The 16,662-nt window shown below is 28.5% G+C and carries 14 protein-coding genes, 1 pseudogene, 1 riboswitch and 1 other annotated feature; of the genes and pseudogenes, 5 read left to right on the forward strand and 10 right to left on the reverse strand.

The window, feature by feature from the left end; translation table 11 throughout:
* Nucleotides 1-271 precede the first annotated feature (271 nt).
* Complete coding sequence (gene nrdD, locus I4V51_RS13875; RefSeq protein ID WP_195989032.1) at nt 272-2,389, reverse strand: anaerobic ribonucleoside-triphosphate reductase; 2,118 nt, start codon at nt 2,387-2,389, stop codon at nt 272-274.
* 215 nt (nt 2,390-2,604) lie between these two features.
* On the opposite strand from nrdD, the gene I4V51_RS13880 reads away from it, so the two are divergent.
* The 4 genes from I4V51_RS13880 to thiT all read left to right on the forward strand — a co-directional run bounded on the left by I4V51_RS13880 (nt 2,605) and on the right by thiT (nt 5,024).
* Nucleotides 2,605-3,450: a DegV family protein gene (locus I4V51_RS13880; protein WP_195989033.1), complete on the forward strand. Its 846-nt coding sequence runs from the start codon at nt 2,605-2,607 to the stop codon at nt 3,448-3,450.
* 3 nt (nt 3,451-3,453) lie between these two features.
* Nucleotides 3,454-3,909 (forward strand): PadR family transcriptional regulator, encoded by a 456-nt coding sequence (locus I4V51_RS13885; protein WP_195989034.1) that lies wholly within the window; start codon nt 3,454-3,456, stop codon nt 3,907-3,909.
* Between the two features lie 86 nt (nt 3,910-3,995).
* Nucleotides 3,996-4,199, forward strand: coding sequence for a hypothetical protein (locus I4V51_RS13890; RefSeq protein WP_195989035.1), 204 nt, complete (start codon nt 3,996-3,998; stop codon nt 4,197-4,199).
* Between the two features lie 25 nt (nt 4,200-4,224).
* Nucleotides 4,225-4,325, forward strand: a riboswitch (TPP riboswitch).
* A 51-nt stretch (nt 4,326-4,376) separates the two neighbouring features.
* Entirely contained in the window at nt 4,377-5,024 is a 648-nt protein-coding gene (gene thiT / locus I4V51_RS13895) for an energy-coupled thiamine transporter ThiT (RefSeq protein WP_195989036.1), read from the forward strand.
* Between the two features lie 39 nt (nt 5,025-5,063).
* Here thiT and I4V51_RS13900 read toward each other — a convergent pair whose 3' ends face one another.
* From I4V51_RS13900 to metG (I4V51_RS13940), 9 genes and pseudogenes are all read right to left on the reverse strand, one after another.
* Complete coding sequence (locus tag I4V51_RS13900; protein WP_195989037.1) at nt 5,064-5,252, reverse strand: ferredoxin; 189 nt, start codon at nt 5,250-5,252, stop codon at nt 5,064-5,066.
* 77 nt (nt 5,253-5,329) lie between these two features.
* The gene (locus I4V51_RS13905) at nt 5,330-6,154 is read right to left on the reverse strand and encodes a hypothetical protein (protein ID WP_195989038.1); all 825 of its coding nucleotides are present in this window, start codon (nt 6,152-6,154) and stop codon (nt 5,330-5,332) included.
* A gap of 161 nt (nt 6,155-6,315) precedes the next feature.
* Nucleotides 6,316-7,515, reverse strand: a complete 1,200-nt coding sequence (locus I4V51_RS13910; protein ID WP_195989039.1) for a hypothetical protein — start codon at nt 7,513-7,515, stop codon at nt 6,316-6,318.
* A gap of 101 nt (nt 7,516-7,616) precedes the next feature.
* Complete coding sequence (gene rsmA / locus I4V51_RS13915) at nt 7,617-8,459, reverse strand: 16S rRNA (adenine(1518)-N(6)/adenine(1519)-N(6))-dimethyltransferase RsmA (RefSeq protein WP_195989040.1); 843 nt, start codon at nt 8,457-8,459, stop codon at nt 7,617-7,619.
* Nucleotides 8,460-9,014 (reverse strand): ribonuclease M5, encoded by a 555-nt coding sequence (gene rnmV, locus I4V51_RS13920; protein ID WP_195989041.1) that lies wholly within the window; start codon nt 9,012-9,014, stop codon nt 8,460-8,462.
* 124 nt (nt 9,015-9,138) lie between these two features.
* Nucleotides 9,139-10,188, reverse strand: a complete 1,050-nt coding sequence (locus tag I4V51_RS13925; RefSeq protein WP_195989042.1) for a G5 and 3D domain-containing protein — start codon at nt 10,186-10,188, stop codon at nt 9,139-9,141.
* A gap of 230 nt (nt 10,189-10,418) precedes the next feature.
* Entirely contained in the window at nt 10,419-11,204 is a 786-nt protein-coding gene (locus I4V51_RS13930; RefSeq protein ID WP_195989043.1) for a TatD family hydrolase, read from the reverse strand.
* Between the two features lie 324 nt (nt 11,205-11,528).
* Nucleotides 11,529-13,157, reverse strand: a complete 1,629-nt coding sequence (gene metG / locus I4V51_RS13935; protein WP_195989044.1) for a methionine--tRNA ligase — start codon at nt 13,155-13,157, stop codon at nt 11,529-11,531.
* 229 nt (nt 13,158-13,386) lie between these two features.
* Nucleotides 13,387-15,336, reverse strand: a pseudogene (metG, locus tag I4V51_RS13940) (methionine--tRNA ligase); the annotation flags it as partial.
* A 155-nt stretch (nt 15,337-15,491) separates the two neighbouring features.
* Nucleotides 15,492-15,727 (reverse strand) — a binding site (T-box leader).
* A 243-nt stretch (nt 15,728-15,970) separates the two neighbouring features.
* Between metG (I4V51_RS13940) and I4V51_RS13945 the strand changes: the two are divergent.
* The gene (locus tag I4V51_RS13945) at nt 15,971-16,468 is read left to right on the forward strand and encodes an aromatic acid exporter family protein (RefSeq protein ID WP_195989046.1); all 498 of its coding nucleotides are present in this window, start codon (nt 15,971-15,973) and stop codon (nt 16,466-16,468) included.
* Nucleotides 16,469-16,662 lie beyond the last annotated feature (194 nt).

Below are 16,662 nucleotides of genomic sequence, written 5' to 3' on the forward strand. Positions count from 1 at the left end.
ATAATTTGACTTATAAAAAATAGAGGTAAGTTTGTACCTCTTTATTTTATATATGTCTTTTTTTACCATGATATCATATTTAATAAAATTTCTCAATAAAAAAAGAAGATTTTTTTCTAAAAATTGCAAGTTTTTTATTTTTCACTTCATTTTAAAACAGTATCATTAGAGTAATCCCAGTTATAATCTTTAAATTTGCAATTATTTTTATAATTCCTTCATTTCATTCAAAAAACCCCCATAAACATTTTCTATGAGGGTTTTATAACAACTATAGTATTTCATAATTGTTTTTATAACTTCCTGTATGAGATCTTCTATCAATCCTTTCTTCATACTTTCCTGGTCCAAATCTTTCATCAAGACTCAAATATCCTGTTACTCTAGATATTCCCTGTATATTTCTACTATTGCATTTGGAACATTTACTCTCACTACTTAATAAAGTTACTCCACAATCCTTACAATATCTAATATGAAAGTTTATTCCAATATAACTTATATCAGTATTTTTATATGCATAATTTATTATACTCATAATAACTTCTTCCGAAGGTGAATCATCAACTTCTATATATGATATATGCCCAGCATTACATAATTTGTGATAGGGGGCTTCTATATCAATTTTATTCTTTATTGATATGTTATAATTTACAGGAATATGAAAGCTATTAGTATAATAGTCTTTATCTGTTACACCTTTAATTATTCCAAATATTTTTTTATCCTGCTTTATAAATTTTCCTGATAATCCTTCTGCCGGGGTTGCATAACAACTCCAATTGAGGTTAGTTTCCTCTACTAATCTATCTGTATATTCTCTTATAAATCCAATTATTTTTAATCCTAACTCCCTAGCCTCTTTATCTTCCCCATGATGTTTTTCTAATAAAGCATATAGCGTCTCTGCTAAACCAATAAATCCAATTCCCCATGTTCCTTGTTTAAGTATTGGCTCTATTGAATCTTCAGCTTCTAATCCCTCAGCTCCTCTCATAAGTCCCTGACCAGCTACAAATGGTAAATCTTTAACTTTCAAATTTTTAAGTATATTATATCTATGAATCAAAGCTTCCTTAGCTAATACTAATCTGTCTTTCAATATTTCAAAAAACTTATCTATATCTTTATTAGCTTCTATTCCTATACGCGGAAGATTAATGGTTACAGGTGCTATATTCCCCCTACCTTTACATCCTGGTTCTCCATTAACATTTTTCATTAAATATGTGCGACATCCCATTGTTGCTGGCATATATCCTTTATCATAATATTCCTTATTAAAATCTGCATCTATATTCATGAATGTTGGATTCATCCTTTTCGCTGCTACCTTACAAGCAAGTTCATATAGATAATAATATGGATCATTTAGCTCTCTATTTACTCCTTCTTTTACTCTAAAAATTATATTAGGAAATATAGGTTGCTCTCCCTTTCCTAACCCCTTTTCATACTCCTTTAAAAATATCTCACATACTAATGCTGCATTATGTGAATATGGTATTCCTAAGTTTATAGAAGAAAATGGAACTTGAGAACCTGCACGTGAATGCATAGTATTTAAATTATATATAATTCCTTGCATAGCTTGATGTACTCGCATTCTTAATTTTTCTTCAACTACCTTCTCTAACTTTTCACCTTTAATTCCATAAGAAATTAATTCTTCTCTTATTTCCCTTCGTGTAGGCTCAATAAATTCACCTAAATCATTATCAAAATCTGGATGTGATTGTCCTCCAAACATATCATTTTGTGTAGATTGAAGCAATATACATGATAATTCTGCGGCTGTTTCTATACGTTTAGGTGGATTTATAGTTCCATACCCTGTATTAAAACCCTTTTTTAATATTTCTCCTGTAGGTATATGCAGACAATTTACAGTTAAATTATAAGAGTCAAGATCATGAAAATATACTTCTCCTACTTCATGAGCCTTCGCCAAATATTTAGGCATGTTGTAAAGATTATGCCATTTATTAGATTCTGAAGCTATTCTTAATAATTTGGAACTGAAATTATTTCCGACATTTGCATTATCTCTATCTGTTTCCACACCTATTTTTTTTATTGCCTTCATCAAATCAGATTTAATTTCTCTAATTCTTGTTCTTTCTCTTCTATATGAAGAATAGGCCCTTTGAATATTCTTATGATTACTATCAACTAAAGCCTTTTCAACTAAATTTTGTACCTCTTCTACAGACATCTTTTCTTTTCTAGAAATTTCAATATATCCAATAACTCTTCTTATACATTCATCTATTTGGTTTTCCTCTAATTTATCCCCAATCTCGTCACTTGATTTTTTTATTGCATTAGCAATTTTATTAGAATCAAACTTTACCTCTCGTCCATCTCGTTTTACTATATATAACAAGATAACCGCCTCCTATTAAATTGCACTATATATTGTATTTTTTAATGATAATATACAATATATAGTATATAATTCTATTTTTACTTTTATACATATTCAAATTTTATAAAATAAAACATTATCAATAGTGATAATACTATTGTTATCACTATTGATAATATTATCTGTTATGATATACTATAGATTATATAATTAATTTATCGGAGGATTTTTTTATGCAAAAAATTGCTTTAATAACTGATAGTGCATGCGATCTTGATTTAAATACATTAAAAGAGAATAATATAAATTTATTACCACTTAGGATAATTTACTCTAATGGTGATTATAGAGATAGAATAGATATTACACCACAAGAAGTATATGATAATTTAGAAAACGAAGTACCAAAAACGTCTCTTCCAAGTGCTCAAGAAACAGAAGAAATTTTAACTAAATTAGAAACAGAAGGATATACTCACGTAATTTGTATTTCAATTTCTAGTGGACTTTCTGGTAGCTTTAATTCAATAAGATTAGCTTTAGAAGACCATCCAAAACTTATTTCTTTTGTTTACGACTCAAAAATATTAGCTTATCCTCAAGGAGAAATAGTTTTAGAAGTTTCTAAGCTTATAAAAGAAGGTAAAAGTTTCGAAGAAATAGTTCAAGAAATACCAAAAATAAGAAAAAGAGTTATTGGCTACTTTACTATTAATACATTAGAATACTTAAAAAAAGGCGGTAGAATTGGTAGACTTGCTGGAACTGTTGGCGAATTACTTAATCTTAAACCTATAATAACTACTGATGAAGATGGTGTATATTATAATGTTGCTAAAGTAAGAGGAAGAAAACAATCTTTATCTAAAATGACTGAATTATTAAAAGGATATTTAGAGAAAGGTAAATGTGAAGTTGCTGTTTTACATGCTGGTTGTGAGGATGAAGCTATTAAATATATGAGTTCACTTAAAGATCTACCAAATGTAGAGTCTATAAAAATTGCAGAAATTAGTCCTGCTCTTGGTATTCATGGAGGCCCTGGATTAATAGGCTTCTCTGTAAAAATGGTTAAATAATCTATGAGTGATTTCGATTTTAATAACCTTGAAGATTTAAAAGCTGAAGAAAAAAGATTACATGATGAATATAAAGCTAAACTTGCCGAAATAAAAAAAGTTCAAAAGGAAAAAGAAGCTGTTGGGCAAGTTTTTACTAAAGGCTTACTACCTATTTATGTTCTTCATATCTTAAAATCCGGACCAACAAACGGTAATGAAATTTCTACTAAAGTTTCTGAAAGAACTAATGGATTATGGACTCCTAGTACCGGTGGAATATATCCCTTATTAAAGAAACTTGAAAAAGAAGGTTTAGTTATTGGCCAATGGGATGACCCTAAAAAGAAATTTCAAAAATTTTATTCTCTAACTCCACTAGGTGAAAAAGAATTTAACAATAGAAAGAACTTACTTAAACATAAAATAGAAGAGTCATTAAGAGTGTTTCAAATAGTTTATAAAGATCTTTATTTATAAAAATACACCCAAGTAAATTCTTGGGTGTATTTTTGTTACTATTTATGTGCAAACTAATATAAACTTACTTAGGACGGTGTTAAAATATGAAAGGAATGATACTAGATTATACTGGCAATGATGCTTTTATTCTATTAGAAGATGATTCTATTATAACAATGCCTTTAACATCTTTTGAAACACTTATGCCAATAGGTACCAATATAAGCTTATGTAATTTATATAATAAATCTTCAAATACCAATTATAAACCTTGCCAGATAATGAATAAAAACGTTGACTTTTTATAAATCCTTACCTAAAATTAAATTATATTTTAGTTGCTAGGGGTGCCCTAAGGCTGAGAGATGAATTTTCATCAACCCTTTTAACCTGATCTGGATAATTCCAGCGTAGGAAAGCCACCATAGAATTTTATATTCTCATGTCCAAGGTACCTCTTACGCAAAATAAGGAGGTATTTTTTTATGTCAAATTTTCTAGCAACACTATGTGAAAATTTTAAAACACTTTTTAGTAATCCACTTACACTAGTTACCCTATTAGGTTTTGCAATCCTATTAATTGCTTTTATAAAGTTTAAATCATTAAAATTTGATTCAAAATTAATAGCAAGAATAGGACTAGCCATTGCGCTTGCATTCATTTTAGATATGTTAAAAATCTATAGATTACCTAATGGTGGTGGAAGCATTTCTCTTGGAAGCATGATTCCTATAATGTTGATATCATTTATTTATGGTCCATCAATAGGTTTATTTACTGGATTTATATTTGGAGTATTTAAACTAATCCTTGATCCATATATATTAAATCCAATTCAAGTTTTATTTGATTATCCACTTCCCTTCATGGCTGTTGGTGTAGCTGGATTCTTTAGAAATAAATATGTAGGAGCTACTGTAGGAATGGTTCTAAGATTTGTATGCCATTTTATATCTGGTGTAGTATTCTTTGGTTCTTATGCTCCTGAAGGAATATCACCTATTATTTATTCACTAGCTGTAAATGGTTTTGCTGTAGGTGGCGAATTACTAATTTGCTTAATTTTATTAGCATTTTTACCTATAGAACGATTAATTAAAACATTAAAATCTAATATAATTTCAACATAAAAAAATATACCATATAGCTAAAAGCTATATGGTATATTTTTAATCTAGACTTATTGCATTTACTGGACAACTTGATTCTGCATCTCTTGCATCATCTTCATTTTCAGAAGGAACAGGATCAGTTTTTGCTACTGCCTTTCCATCATCCTCCATTTCAAATACTGCAGGACATATTGATGGACATAATCCACATCCTATACAAGTTTCCTTATCTACAGTTGCTTTCATTCTTTTCAACCCCTTTAACAAATTTCAATACTATTATTTCCAAAGTTATGATATGTTATGTAAGTTGAAAAATTTTTTTACCAATTATCAGGTTTGCTCTCTAATATATCTATATTCCACTCTTTAAATTCATTAACTGCTACAACATAATATTTATTTTCTGTATTTTCTTTTTTATTTACTACTGTTATTAAAGTTTTAAAGTTAATACTATCATATCCTCTATTCTTTACAGTAACTACAATATCAAAATCAGACTCATTATTATTTACTAATTCTATGTTAGGTGTAATTTGTTTTGCTTTTTCTATAAATGTATTTAAATCAGTAGAAAATATATACTTTAAACAATCAACATCAGTTCTTATATTTATTCCTACTTTACAGTTCTTAATATCACTACTTTTACCAGCAAGTTGTAATACATCTAAAATAGACTGATAATATATATAATCAAAATCTCTAGGCTTTCTTATAAAAGAAAGATTTTTTATAATTCCCTCATCTAACCTTTTTGAAACTGAAAATGTATTTTCATCATTATAAAAGTTTCCTTCATCTGTTCCTACAACATAGTAAAATTCTTTTACTTCATCGCCTAAATCAAACTCAAACTTATAATCTGGTTCTAATACTGACTTATTTTCACTTATCTTTGCCTTTGATAATAAATTATATATTTCCTTGATAGCACTTTCTTCAGTTACTATAAACTTAAATCCTGTATCTCTAGTACTTTGTATACTTATTTGTTCTACCTCACTAGAATTTAAGTAGTCAAAATAGTCATTTTTTAAACCTAATTTTTTCTCTATACCTTCTATTGCTGTGCATCCAGAGAAATTTAAGATACCTATTATTAAAATCCCTAATAAAATATATCTTTTAAATATTCTTAACATTTGTTTCTCCTTTTTACCTTCATACTAAAATAATAGGAGAAGCTTATGCTTCTCCTAATAAAGATAATTATAATACTTTATTCCAATATTAGCAATTTAATTCCCACATTATCTTTTATTTTCCTTTAGTTATACCTATGTTTTATGCACTAAATTTCAAACTATTGCATTGGAACAACAACAGTAGAATTTTTAAAATCGTAAAACATTAACCAACAACCATCATTATCTTTACCATTTAAGTTAACCCAAGTAACAAATCCTGTTCTTCCATCATAAGGTTGTTCATCTTTATCCTTCTTTCCTGGAATTGCATAAATTATATGTTTTAGATTTCCTTGAGAATCACACTTATATCCAATCATAAAATATCCATGCTTCTTTATATAAGGATAATAATTCAACATTGGATAATAAGCTAATGTATATTTATTATAATCAGACATATTGCACATTTCATGCAAGTCATGTACAGGTATCTTATACCATTTAGTATATTTTAATTCATCTATACTATCATAATCCCTGTCAAAGCCATCTACTATTGTTTCAAAATATTCTCCTATACTACCTCTTATCTTTCCAGTAGTAGGATTAAACTCCTTACTATCCTCTATTTCATCTTCATAATCTTCAAATTTGCCTCTCAAGTTCTCTCTTTGATAATATTCTTCCTTCGTTACTTTACCTTCATCATTATCTATAACCTTTTCTTCAGATCTCTTAATCTCTTCACTAATTATATCTTCATTAATTGTATCTTCATTTACTTTAATTTCTTCTACAACTGTAACTTTTGCCTCTTCTATAACAGTATCCTCTATAGATTTCTCCTTAGATTCCTTAACCTTAATTTCCGGCTTTCTTTGTTCTTTTTTATGTTCTTTTTCTGCAACCTTTTCAGTTGCTCTTATTTTGACTTCCTTAGCCTTAACTACAGTGTAATTTTTCCAGTTTTCTGTTGGTTGCTGTCCATTTAAGAAACCACACATTACAAATACAGGTATTCCATCTTTAAATTTTGCTATCGCAGTACCAGATATCTTATCAAATTGTATATCTAATCCACCAATATTTGATACATTGTATTCTTTTGTTACTTCAGCCTTACCTGTATCACTTACCTCTATTGGTCCCAAATTAACAATTTGCTTAATATCCTTTTTACAGCAAATAAGCATCATATAATAATTATCATTATCTTTTTTTAGATTCTGAGCATAAAAAGAAATTTTACATTTATCTCCTTTTGCCTCTATCTTAGAATATCCAGATAATGATTTATCACTGGAATTTGAGTATCCACGTTCGTCCTCCTGTAATATTACGAAGTTTCTATACAACCTATTATTACTTGCCATTCTCTAGAACCCCCACTTTATATTAATTCCATATATTATATGTTTTATATATTGAAATATGTTATTAATTTTAACAGTGAGTATTTTCATTAATATCTAAACTATAAAATTTCGTTAATACAATTTGAAAGTATTGCAAATTCTTCTATAGATAAAGTTTCGCCTCTTCTCTTAGGATCTACTCCAGCTTTTTCAAATGCAGCCTCAAGCTTTTCCTTTGCAGGACCTATACTTTTAACCCCATTCCATAAAGTCTTTCTTCTCATATTAAAAGAACTTCTTATTATATCAAAGAATAACTTTTCATTATCAACATTAACCTTTGGTTCATCTAATTTATCAAGCCTAATAACAATTGAATCAACTTTTGGTCTAGGAATAAAACAATTAGGTGGAACTCTTCTTACTATGCTAGTATTGCAATAATACTGAACTAATAAAGATAATGCTCCATAATCTTTGTTACCTGGATCTGCATTCATTCTTTCTGCAACCTCTTTTTGAATCATTATTGTTAATGACTTAAAATTATATCCTTCTTTAAGTAGCTTTACTATTATAGGTGTTGTAACATAATAAGGTAAATTCGCTACTAGCTTTACACTTTTTTCATCACCTATAACTTCATTAAAATCTACCTTTAATGCATCATTATGTATAAGTCTAAAATTAGGATTGTCTCCTAACTCTTGCTCTAATATAGGAATTAAATCATTATCTAACTCTATTGCTACTACTCTCTTTGCAGTTTTTAATAATTGAGCTGTTAAAGTACCAACTCCAGGTCCTATTTCTATAACTAAGTCATCTTTACTAACTTCTGCACCAGAAACTATATCTCTTGGAACAGAGTCATCCACTAAAAAGTTTTGTCCTAAGCTCTTTGAAAACTTAAAATTATATTTTTTAACTAACTCAGCCGTTTTTACATCTTTTATATCCATCTATTTCTCCTCTTCTAACTCTTTATTCACATAATTAATAGCTTCTATAAATTCTTCCTTAGTAATGCCATAATTATTTAATCTAGACAGCATTTGATTTGCATTTCCATAACCAATTCCCAACTTATTTCCAAGTTTTATTCTCCTTGCCTTTGCATTAGGATCTCCATTTAATCTAAAGAAAAACATATCTTGTGAATCAAAAATGTCTTCCTTTACTTCAATAGTAACTTTAGCTCTATTTAAAGCTTCTATTATAACTTCTGGTGTAGCATTTTCTACTCCTATATCATCATCTTTAATTCCATCTTCTTGTGCAATATATGCATGCTTTATTCCTGGAACTCTCTTTGCTATTATTTTTCTTATTTTTTCTCCAGCAAAATCAGGATCCGTTAAAACTATTACTCCTTTTCTTTTTTGTGCTTCCTTAATTCTTGCAATAACCTTTGCATTTATTCCAAAACCACCAACAGCTATCATTTCCGCATCAACTGCTTTTTTAACAGCAGCTACATCATCTTTTCCTTCAACAACAATGACTTCTTTAATCAAGCTTCTCGCTTCCTTTCCTCTAATATCTCCTTTTAATTTATCCTTATATTACTCTTATGTCAAACTTTATCACGCAAAAAGGCTATATCAAAACTTTATGTTTTGATATAGCCTTTTTATAGCTTTACCATTCTCCTGGATATGCTAAAATGTATACTGGTACATTATATTTTCTTCCCCATGATCTACAGTCCGATTCTGAACTAAGGAATACATCTATAATCTTGCCTTTTATAAGTCCACCAGTATCTGCTGCAATTGCTTTTCCGTAATTCTCTACGTAAACTAAAGAACCTAATGGTATTACTCTTGGGTCTACTGCTATTGTACTTATCCCACCTGGATTATAAACTGGTACTGTTCCAGTTGCAGTAATTGTATCTCCTGCATAAGCAGTAGATTCACAATAGATTAAATCTCTATACTCCATTTCACCATCTCTACTGGCAAATACTCTTCTAGTTCCTTGAGCTATAATTTCATTTACCGGTTCCTTAGTAACTGTGGATTGAACAATTTCTCTAGATACTTCAACTCCATCTTTTTTAACAACTTTATAAGTTATCTCTTTTTCACCAGCTGCACCAGCTTGTCTTACATCTTCAGTGTTAATATCTAGGTTGCCATCTTCTTCAACTATTGTCTCATAATCAATACTTTCTACTGCAACTTCATTTAACACTTCAACTTTAACTAATTGAACTTTAAGACTATCTGATATTTCAGTATCTAATGAAGGTGTTATTTCATCAACTCCTTCAATAAACTCAATGCCTTCAGCTTTTAGTTCATCCTTTTCAGCTTCTATCATATCTTCTATAGTGTCTTCCGCAGTTTTTATAACAATTATTTTGTTACCAACTACCATTTCTACATCTACAGCTTTTTTAATAGTAATAACATCCTTTGATGATATTTTTTCATTTAAAGCTGGTTGTACTTTATCCTTATGAGCTATTTCAATCTCATTTTCCTCAAGTACATCTTTAACAGTCCCTTTATATGTTATAAATGATGCTTCTTTTCCGTCTATAATTATTACTATGTTTTTTCTTACACATGTAAATGTTATCGTTAATGCTATTATTAAAACTCCAATAACACCTACCATTATTTTTGCCTTAGGACTATTAGAAAAATTGTTTTTTAAGTTTTCTTTCCATTTTTCAATCATCTACATTTAACCTCCCCTGGCAAGAGTGACCATTGAATTATATAAATAATTCTTGTTTTTGTCAAATTTTCCACCCTTGTTTTCATGAAACTGCTTTAAATGCATTTATTATGCATCATAAATATTAATTGAAATAAAAAAAATAATGGCGTTTTTACAGTTTGAAGTTTGGTATATATAGACCGAAAGTTTTTTTCTAAAATTTTACAATTGTTAATATTAATTTTACTTTATTTTCTATTTTGAATCAAGCTATGGAAATTGTCATTTACAGCCAAATTAACCTCTTTTGAGCTAATTTCTTTTATCTCAGCTATTTTTTCTATTATATATCTAATATAATCTGATTTATTCCTTTTTCCTCTATTTGGTTGAGGTGCCATATATGGGCAATCAGTTTCTACTAATAATTTTTCAAGTGGAATTTCCTTCACTACATCACAAATCTTTTTAGCATTTTTAAATGTAACTACACCTGTTATTCCTATATAGTAACCTAATTTTACACATTCTTTTGCAAACTCTACACTACCTGAAAAACAATGAACAGTTCCTCTTACATTAGGAAATTCCTTCATTATATCTAATGTATCACCATGTGCATCTCTATCATGAATTACTACAGGTAATCCCAGTTCTTCTGCCAATTTCATTTGTTCTCTAAATACTGTTTTTTGAATTTCCTTATCTGGATTTTCATCCCAATAATAATCTAAACCTATTTCTCCTATAGCAATAATTTTTTTATTACTTTTATATAATCTTACTATTTCATCTCTTACACTTTCATCATAATCATTTGCATCACTCGGATGAATTCCTAAAGCTCCATAAATAAAATCATGTTTTAAAGTTAATTCATTTGTAGTTATTAAACTTTTTTTAGAACAAGCACAATTTAATATTCCAACTACACCTGCGTTTCTTATTTGCTCTAAAACTATATCTCTATCCTCATCAAAAGCATCATCATCATAATGAGAATGTGTATCAAATATTTCATATTTAAATTCCATAATTAATCTCCCTTTTCATAACTAATAATATTATTCTACTGTTTATTATAACAAATTAAATAAAAAACTCAGAATATCCTGAGTTTTTATATTAATTTTATAGTAATATGTTGTTAAGATTTTCTTCAGATTTTTGACACCTAACTGACACAATTAAGGTTTATTATAATATTTGTAAAGTAGTTAAAGCATTATTATTTACCCCTAAAACCATCTTTTAAATAGAGCTTCCAACCTCTCTATTGTGGTTAAGAAGTTACTTTTTAAATTGGTTTCCTAGAGTTATTCGTCCCCCAAATGAAATGACTCTAGGTTTTTTTTATTCTAAATTCTTTCTTCCTTCAATCTAACCATTTCTTCTGACACTTTTTTCTTATCAATTTTATTAAATAAAATATCACACTCTCTAATTATTCCTTCTTTTTTTTCTTCAAAACTCCAAACACCATTTCCTAAATTTAATGAAGCTTTTATTTTCTCACAAGTTTCAGGCATAAATGGATACAATAAATTAGAAAGATTTATTATTATTTGAATACAATTATATATTATAGTTTTACATTTTAATGGATTCTGACTTAATAAATCCCATGCCTTATTATTCTCAAAATACTTATTTCCTTTTTTACATAAATTCATTATATCAATAAGACTTTCGCTAAAATGTCCCTCTTCGATCTTATCTCCAACATTAAAGTATAAATTTAATATTTCACCTTTTAACTTCTCATCCATATTTCCATTTGGTATTCTATTAGAATAATTTTTCTTTGAAAAAACCAATACTTTATTTACAAAATTAGATAATTCACTAACTAAGTCATTATTATGAATATTTATATATTCTCTCCAAGTAAAATCAGTATCTTTATCCTCTGGTGAATTTAAAGTTAAATAATATCTAAAGCTATCAACATTATATTTCTTACAAATATAATCAGCCCATATAGCCCAATTTTTCACAGTTGAAAATGACTTTCCTTCTAGCTTTAAATGTTCACTTGATATTATACGTAAATTGGGATTTTTTATACCAAGACCTGCAAGTATAGCCGGGAATATAACAGTGTGGAATGGAATATTATCTTTTCCATGAATAAAATAAATTCTCGAATCTTCACCTTCCCAATATTCCTTATAATCTTCTCCACGTTCTTCTAAACATTTCATACTAGCAGTTAAATATCCCATAACAGCCTCAATCCATACGAATATTTTTTTATCCTCATAACCATCTAAAGGAACATCTACACCCCAATTAAAATCTCTAGTTACAGCTCTATCTCTTAAACCTTCATCCAAATATCTTTTTAATATTTTTTGTGCATTTTCTCTCCAGCCATATTGTCTTATATATAACCTTTTTACATCATTTTCAAACTTAGCTAATGTAAAAAATAAATGTTTTGTTTCTTTTAAAATAGGCTTAGAGTTACAATTCTTACATTTAATATTTATTAATTCACTAGAGTCAAATTCTTGGTTACAATTTTCACATCCATCTCCTGTAGCTTCATTACCACATTTAGGACAACTTCCTATAATATATCTATCTGATAAATATTCATTACAATTTTCACAAAAAGTCTGTTCTACTGATTTTTCATATATATATCCTTTTTTATACAGTTGTAATATAAAATCCTTTACCTTTTCTTCGTGATATTTTGAATGTGTCTTTGAAAAAATATCAAAGGAAAATCTTAACGAATTAAAACATTTTTTAAATTCATTATGGTATTTTTCCACAGCTTCTAAAGGTGTAATCCCTTCTTCTTTTGCTTTCATTGTAACAGGTGTTCCATGACAGTCAGTCCCTGAAAGAAAAACAACTTCATCCCCCATCATCCTATGGTATCTAGCTAAAATATCCCCCGGTAATAATACTGAAATTCTACCTAAATGCAAAGGTCCGTTTGCATAAGGCCATGCATTACCTATAATAATATTCATTAAATCCCCCCTTTTAATCAATAAAAAGTTATAGTAAAAAAGTCAGCATAGCTGACTTTTTTATATTTTCTAAAGCTGATCTAAGATGACTTTATTTCTTAACTTGAAACTTGTCACTCTTAACTTAATTCACTTGCAGCTTGTTGCTCTCAATTTATAAGGAAACATACTACTTCCTTAAGTCATAGATGTAAGTTGAACTAACTAAACCAAAGATTTAGATCTTCACTTATCTTACCTGACTTCCTGTTTGTAATTCTCCTGGATTTACTAAACTTAATATGCTGTCATCATCAGTAGATGCTGCTAATATCATACCTTGTGATAATTCCCCTCTTAAAGTAACTGGTTTTAAGTTAGCCACTAAAACCACATATTTTCCAACTAACTCTTCTGGTTTATAGTGCATCGCTATTCCCGAAACCACTTGTCTTTCTTCACCATTTAAATCAACTGTTAATTTTAATAATTTTTTAGCCTTTTTAACTGGCTCACAAGCTAATACTTTAACAACTCTTAAATCTATCTTTTCAAAATCTTCTATAGTTATTTCTTCTTTGATTGGTTGCATTTTATACTCTTCTTTTGGCTTGTTAGCTTCAAGTTGAGCTAATCTCATTTCTTCTAACTCTTCTAAAGTTTTTACTACATCTATTCTTGGGAATAAAGCTTCACCTTTTTTAACTTCTGTCCCTGGAGTTGTTCCATCAAATCCAGCTAATGAGTCCCAAGTTGTTGTAGTTATATTTAATTGAGTATTTATTTTTTCACTTGTACTTGGTAAGAATGCAGATAATAATACAGATGCAAATCTTAAGCTTTCAGCTAAATTATATAAAACTGTACCTAATCTTTCTTTCTTTTCTTCATCCTTAGCAAGTATCCAAGGAGTTGTTTCATCTATATATTTATTAGCTCTTCCAATAAGTGCAAATATATCTTCTAAAGCTTCTGGAATTCTTAAATTATCAATTGCTTTTGTCACCTTGACTGGAGTTTCTAAAGCTAAGCTAATTAATTCATTGTCAATATCTTCTTTAGCTGTAGGTGCTGGTATAACTCCTCCAAAGTATTTTTCAATCATTGCAACTGTTCTTGATAATAAGTTACCAAGATCATTACAAAGGTCTGAATTAATCTTCTTTATAAATATTTCATTATTAAATAATCCATCTGCTCCAAATGGAATTTCTCTTAATAAATAATATCTAACTGCATCAACACCAAACTTATCTACTAAAACTACTGGATCAACAACATTTCCCTTAGACTTTGACATCTTTCCACCATCAACAAGTAACCATCCATGACCAAATACTTGCTTTGGTAACTCTTGTCCTAATGCCATTAACATAATTGGCCAATAGATAGTGTGGAATCTTAATATATCTTTACCTATTAAATGTACATCTGCTGGCCAGTATTTCTTATATAATTCATCATTATCTGAACCATAACCTAAAGCAGATATATAATTTGATAATGCATCTATCCAAACATAAACTACATGTCCTTCATCAAACGTTACAGGAACTCCCCAATTAAAGCTTGTTCTTGAAACACAAAGGTCTTGTAATCCTGGTTTTAAGAAGTTATTAACCATTTCATTTTTTCTCGATTCTGGTTGAATAAATTCTGGATGAGCTTCTATATACGCCATTAATCTATCTGCATATTTACTCATTCTAAAGAAATAAGCTTCTTCCTTTGATTTTTCAACTGGTCTTCCACAGTCTGGGCAATTTCCATTTACTAATTGAGTCTCAGTCCAGAAAGATTCACATGGAGTACAGTATAGTCCTTCATATGAAGATTTATATATATCTCCTTGATCATATAATTGTTTAAATATTTTTTGAACAGTTTTCTTATGATAATCATCTGTTGTTCTTATAAATTTATCATAGCTAATATCCATCATGCTCCATAGATCTTTAATCCCAGCAACAATTTCATCAACATGTTCCTTTGGAGTTATACCTTTTTCCTCAGCTATTCTTTGAATCTTTTGTCCATGCTCATCAGTTCCTGTTAAGAACATTACATCATATCCATTTAATCTTTTAAATCTAGCTAATGCATCGGCTGCTACTGTTGTATAAGTATTTCCAATGTGAAGTTTAGTTGATGGATAATAAATAGGTGTAGTTATATAATATGGTTTTTTTGTCATTTTTTCTTCCTCCTCTTTTTCGTTAACAACTTACAGCTAAAAATTTATAGTTATAAACTTAGAATATTAATTTAAAATACTTCCTAATTTTCAATATACCTTCTAACTTCTAACTAAAAACTACTAACTAAAAAAAGCCTCTATATAGGCTTATATACCCATATAGAGGCGTTATATACGCGTTACCACTCTATTTTATATTTATTTCACAATAAATATCTCACTAGGTGACTATCATCACCCTGCAATATAACGGTTGCTACCGTATTACCCTAACTATAAAGCTCAGATAATCTGCTCCAAGACCATCTTCATAAAGTTTAATATCACTAGTTTTCACCATTCCTAGCTCTCTTTAGATATCTTCCTAAACTACTCTTCTCTTCTATGCATTTATTAGTTTTATAATATTCTAAAATGTAAAAACTGTCAATAAGTTAAAGTTCAAATTTAAGATTCTCATTAAATTATACTTCTATATCTATTATTACCTTCTAATTCAATATTTAAAACTTATTTTCCTTTATATTAATAATAAATACTATATTTTTATTTGATTTTTTCTTTCAAAAATATTATGTATAATAATGCAATTTTCCTATTTATTAGATATAATATCTTAAGGATAGGAGGCTTAATTATGGAGAACTTTAAATTTCCTAAAATTGGACTTAGAACAATAAAATCAGGCATTGCAGTTTTCTTATGCTTATTACTTTTACCTAATGAGCCTTTTTTTGCATGCCTTACAGCTGTTATTTGTTTACAAGACACTGTTTACAATTCAATTCATATGGGTATTAATCGTGGTGGTGGAACCATAATTGGTGCTAGTTTTGGTTTGGTATTTCTATTATTTTTTAGAACATTAGAAAATCATATACATAATACTTATATATCAAAGCCATTAATTTATATAATTATTTCCCTGGGAATTATTTTAATGATTTATATTTGTAACATTCTTAAAAGGCCTGGTGCTATAAATATAACATGTATAGCATTTTTAGGAGTTACTACAGCTCACGCTTATAGTGATCCTCTATTTTATGCAACTAACAGAATGGTCGAAACATTACTTGGAATATTAATTTCAATATTAGTAAATAGACTAATAACTCCACCCCCACATAAATAGTTAATAGTATTAAATTAGTAGTTAAAAATGAATCTACTATATAAAAACTTCTAAAATACATATTTTCTAAACTCTACACAATCTCTTAACTATTAACTAAAAAAGGTTGTGCTTTTCTGATATGCTCCCTTTATAGTAGACAGTTTAAATAATAAAACTGTAACTATAGAGGGAGCATTTTATTATGGGAAGAA

The sequence above is a fragment of the Clostridium sp. D53t1_180928_C8 genome, from assembly GCF_015667795.1.
In the GTDB taxonomy this organism is placed as follows: Bacteria; Bacillota; Clostridia; order Clostridiales; family Clostridiaceae; genus Clostridium.

Coding starts and splice junctions, on each gene's coding strand:
- I4V51_RS13880 (WP_195989033.1), top strand. CDS start 2,605: ATGCAAAAAATTGCTTTAATAACTGATAGTGCATGCGATCTTGATTTA.
- I4V51_RS13885 (WP_195989034.1), top strand. CDS start 3,454: ATGAGTGATTTCGATTTTAATAACCTTGAAGATTTAAAAGCTGAAGAA.
- I4V51_RS13890 (WP_195989035.1), top strand. CDS start 3,996: ATGAAAGGAATGATACTAGATTATACTGGCAATGATGCTTTTATTCTA.
- thiT (WP_195989036.1), top strand. CDS start 4,377: ATGTCAAATTTTCTAGCAACACTATGTGAAAATTTTAAAACACTTTTT.
- I4V51_RS13900 (WP_195989037.1), bottom strand. CDS start 5,252: ATGAAAGCAACTGTAGATAAGGAAACTTGTATAGGATGTGGATTATGT.
- I4V51_RS13905 (WP_195989038.1), bottom strand. CDS start 6,154: ATGTTAAGAATATTTAAAAGATATATTTTATTAGGGATTTTAATAATA.
- I4V51_RS13910 (WP_195989039.1), bottom strand. CDS start 7,515: ATGGCAAGTAATAATAGGTTGTATAGAAACTTCGTAATATTACAGGAG.
- rsmA (WP_195989040.1), bottom strand. CDS start 8,459: ATGGATATAAAAGATGTAAAAACGGCTGAGTTAGTTAAAAAATATAAT.
- I4V51_RS13925 (WP_195989042.1), bottom strand. CDS start 10,188: ATGATTGAAAAATGGAAAGAAAACTTAAAAAACAATTTTTCTAATAGT.
- I4V51_RS13930 (WP_195989043.1), bottom strand. CDS start 11,204: ATGGAATTTAAATATGAAATATTTGATACACATTCTCATTATGATGAT.
- metG (WP_195989044.1), bottom strand. CDS start 13,157: ATGAATATTATTATAGGTAATGCATGGCCTTATGCAAACGGACCTTTG.
- I4V51_RS13945 (WP_195989046.1), top strand. CDS start 15,971: ATGGAGAACTTTAAATTTCCTAAAATTGGACTTAGAACAATAAAATCA.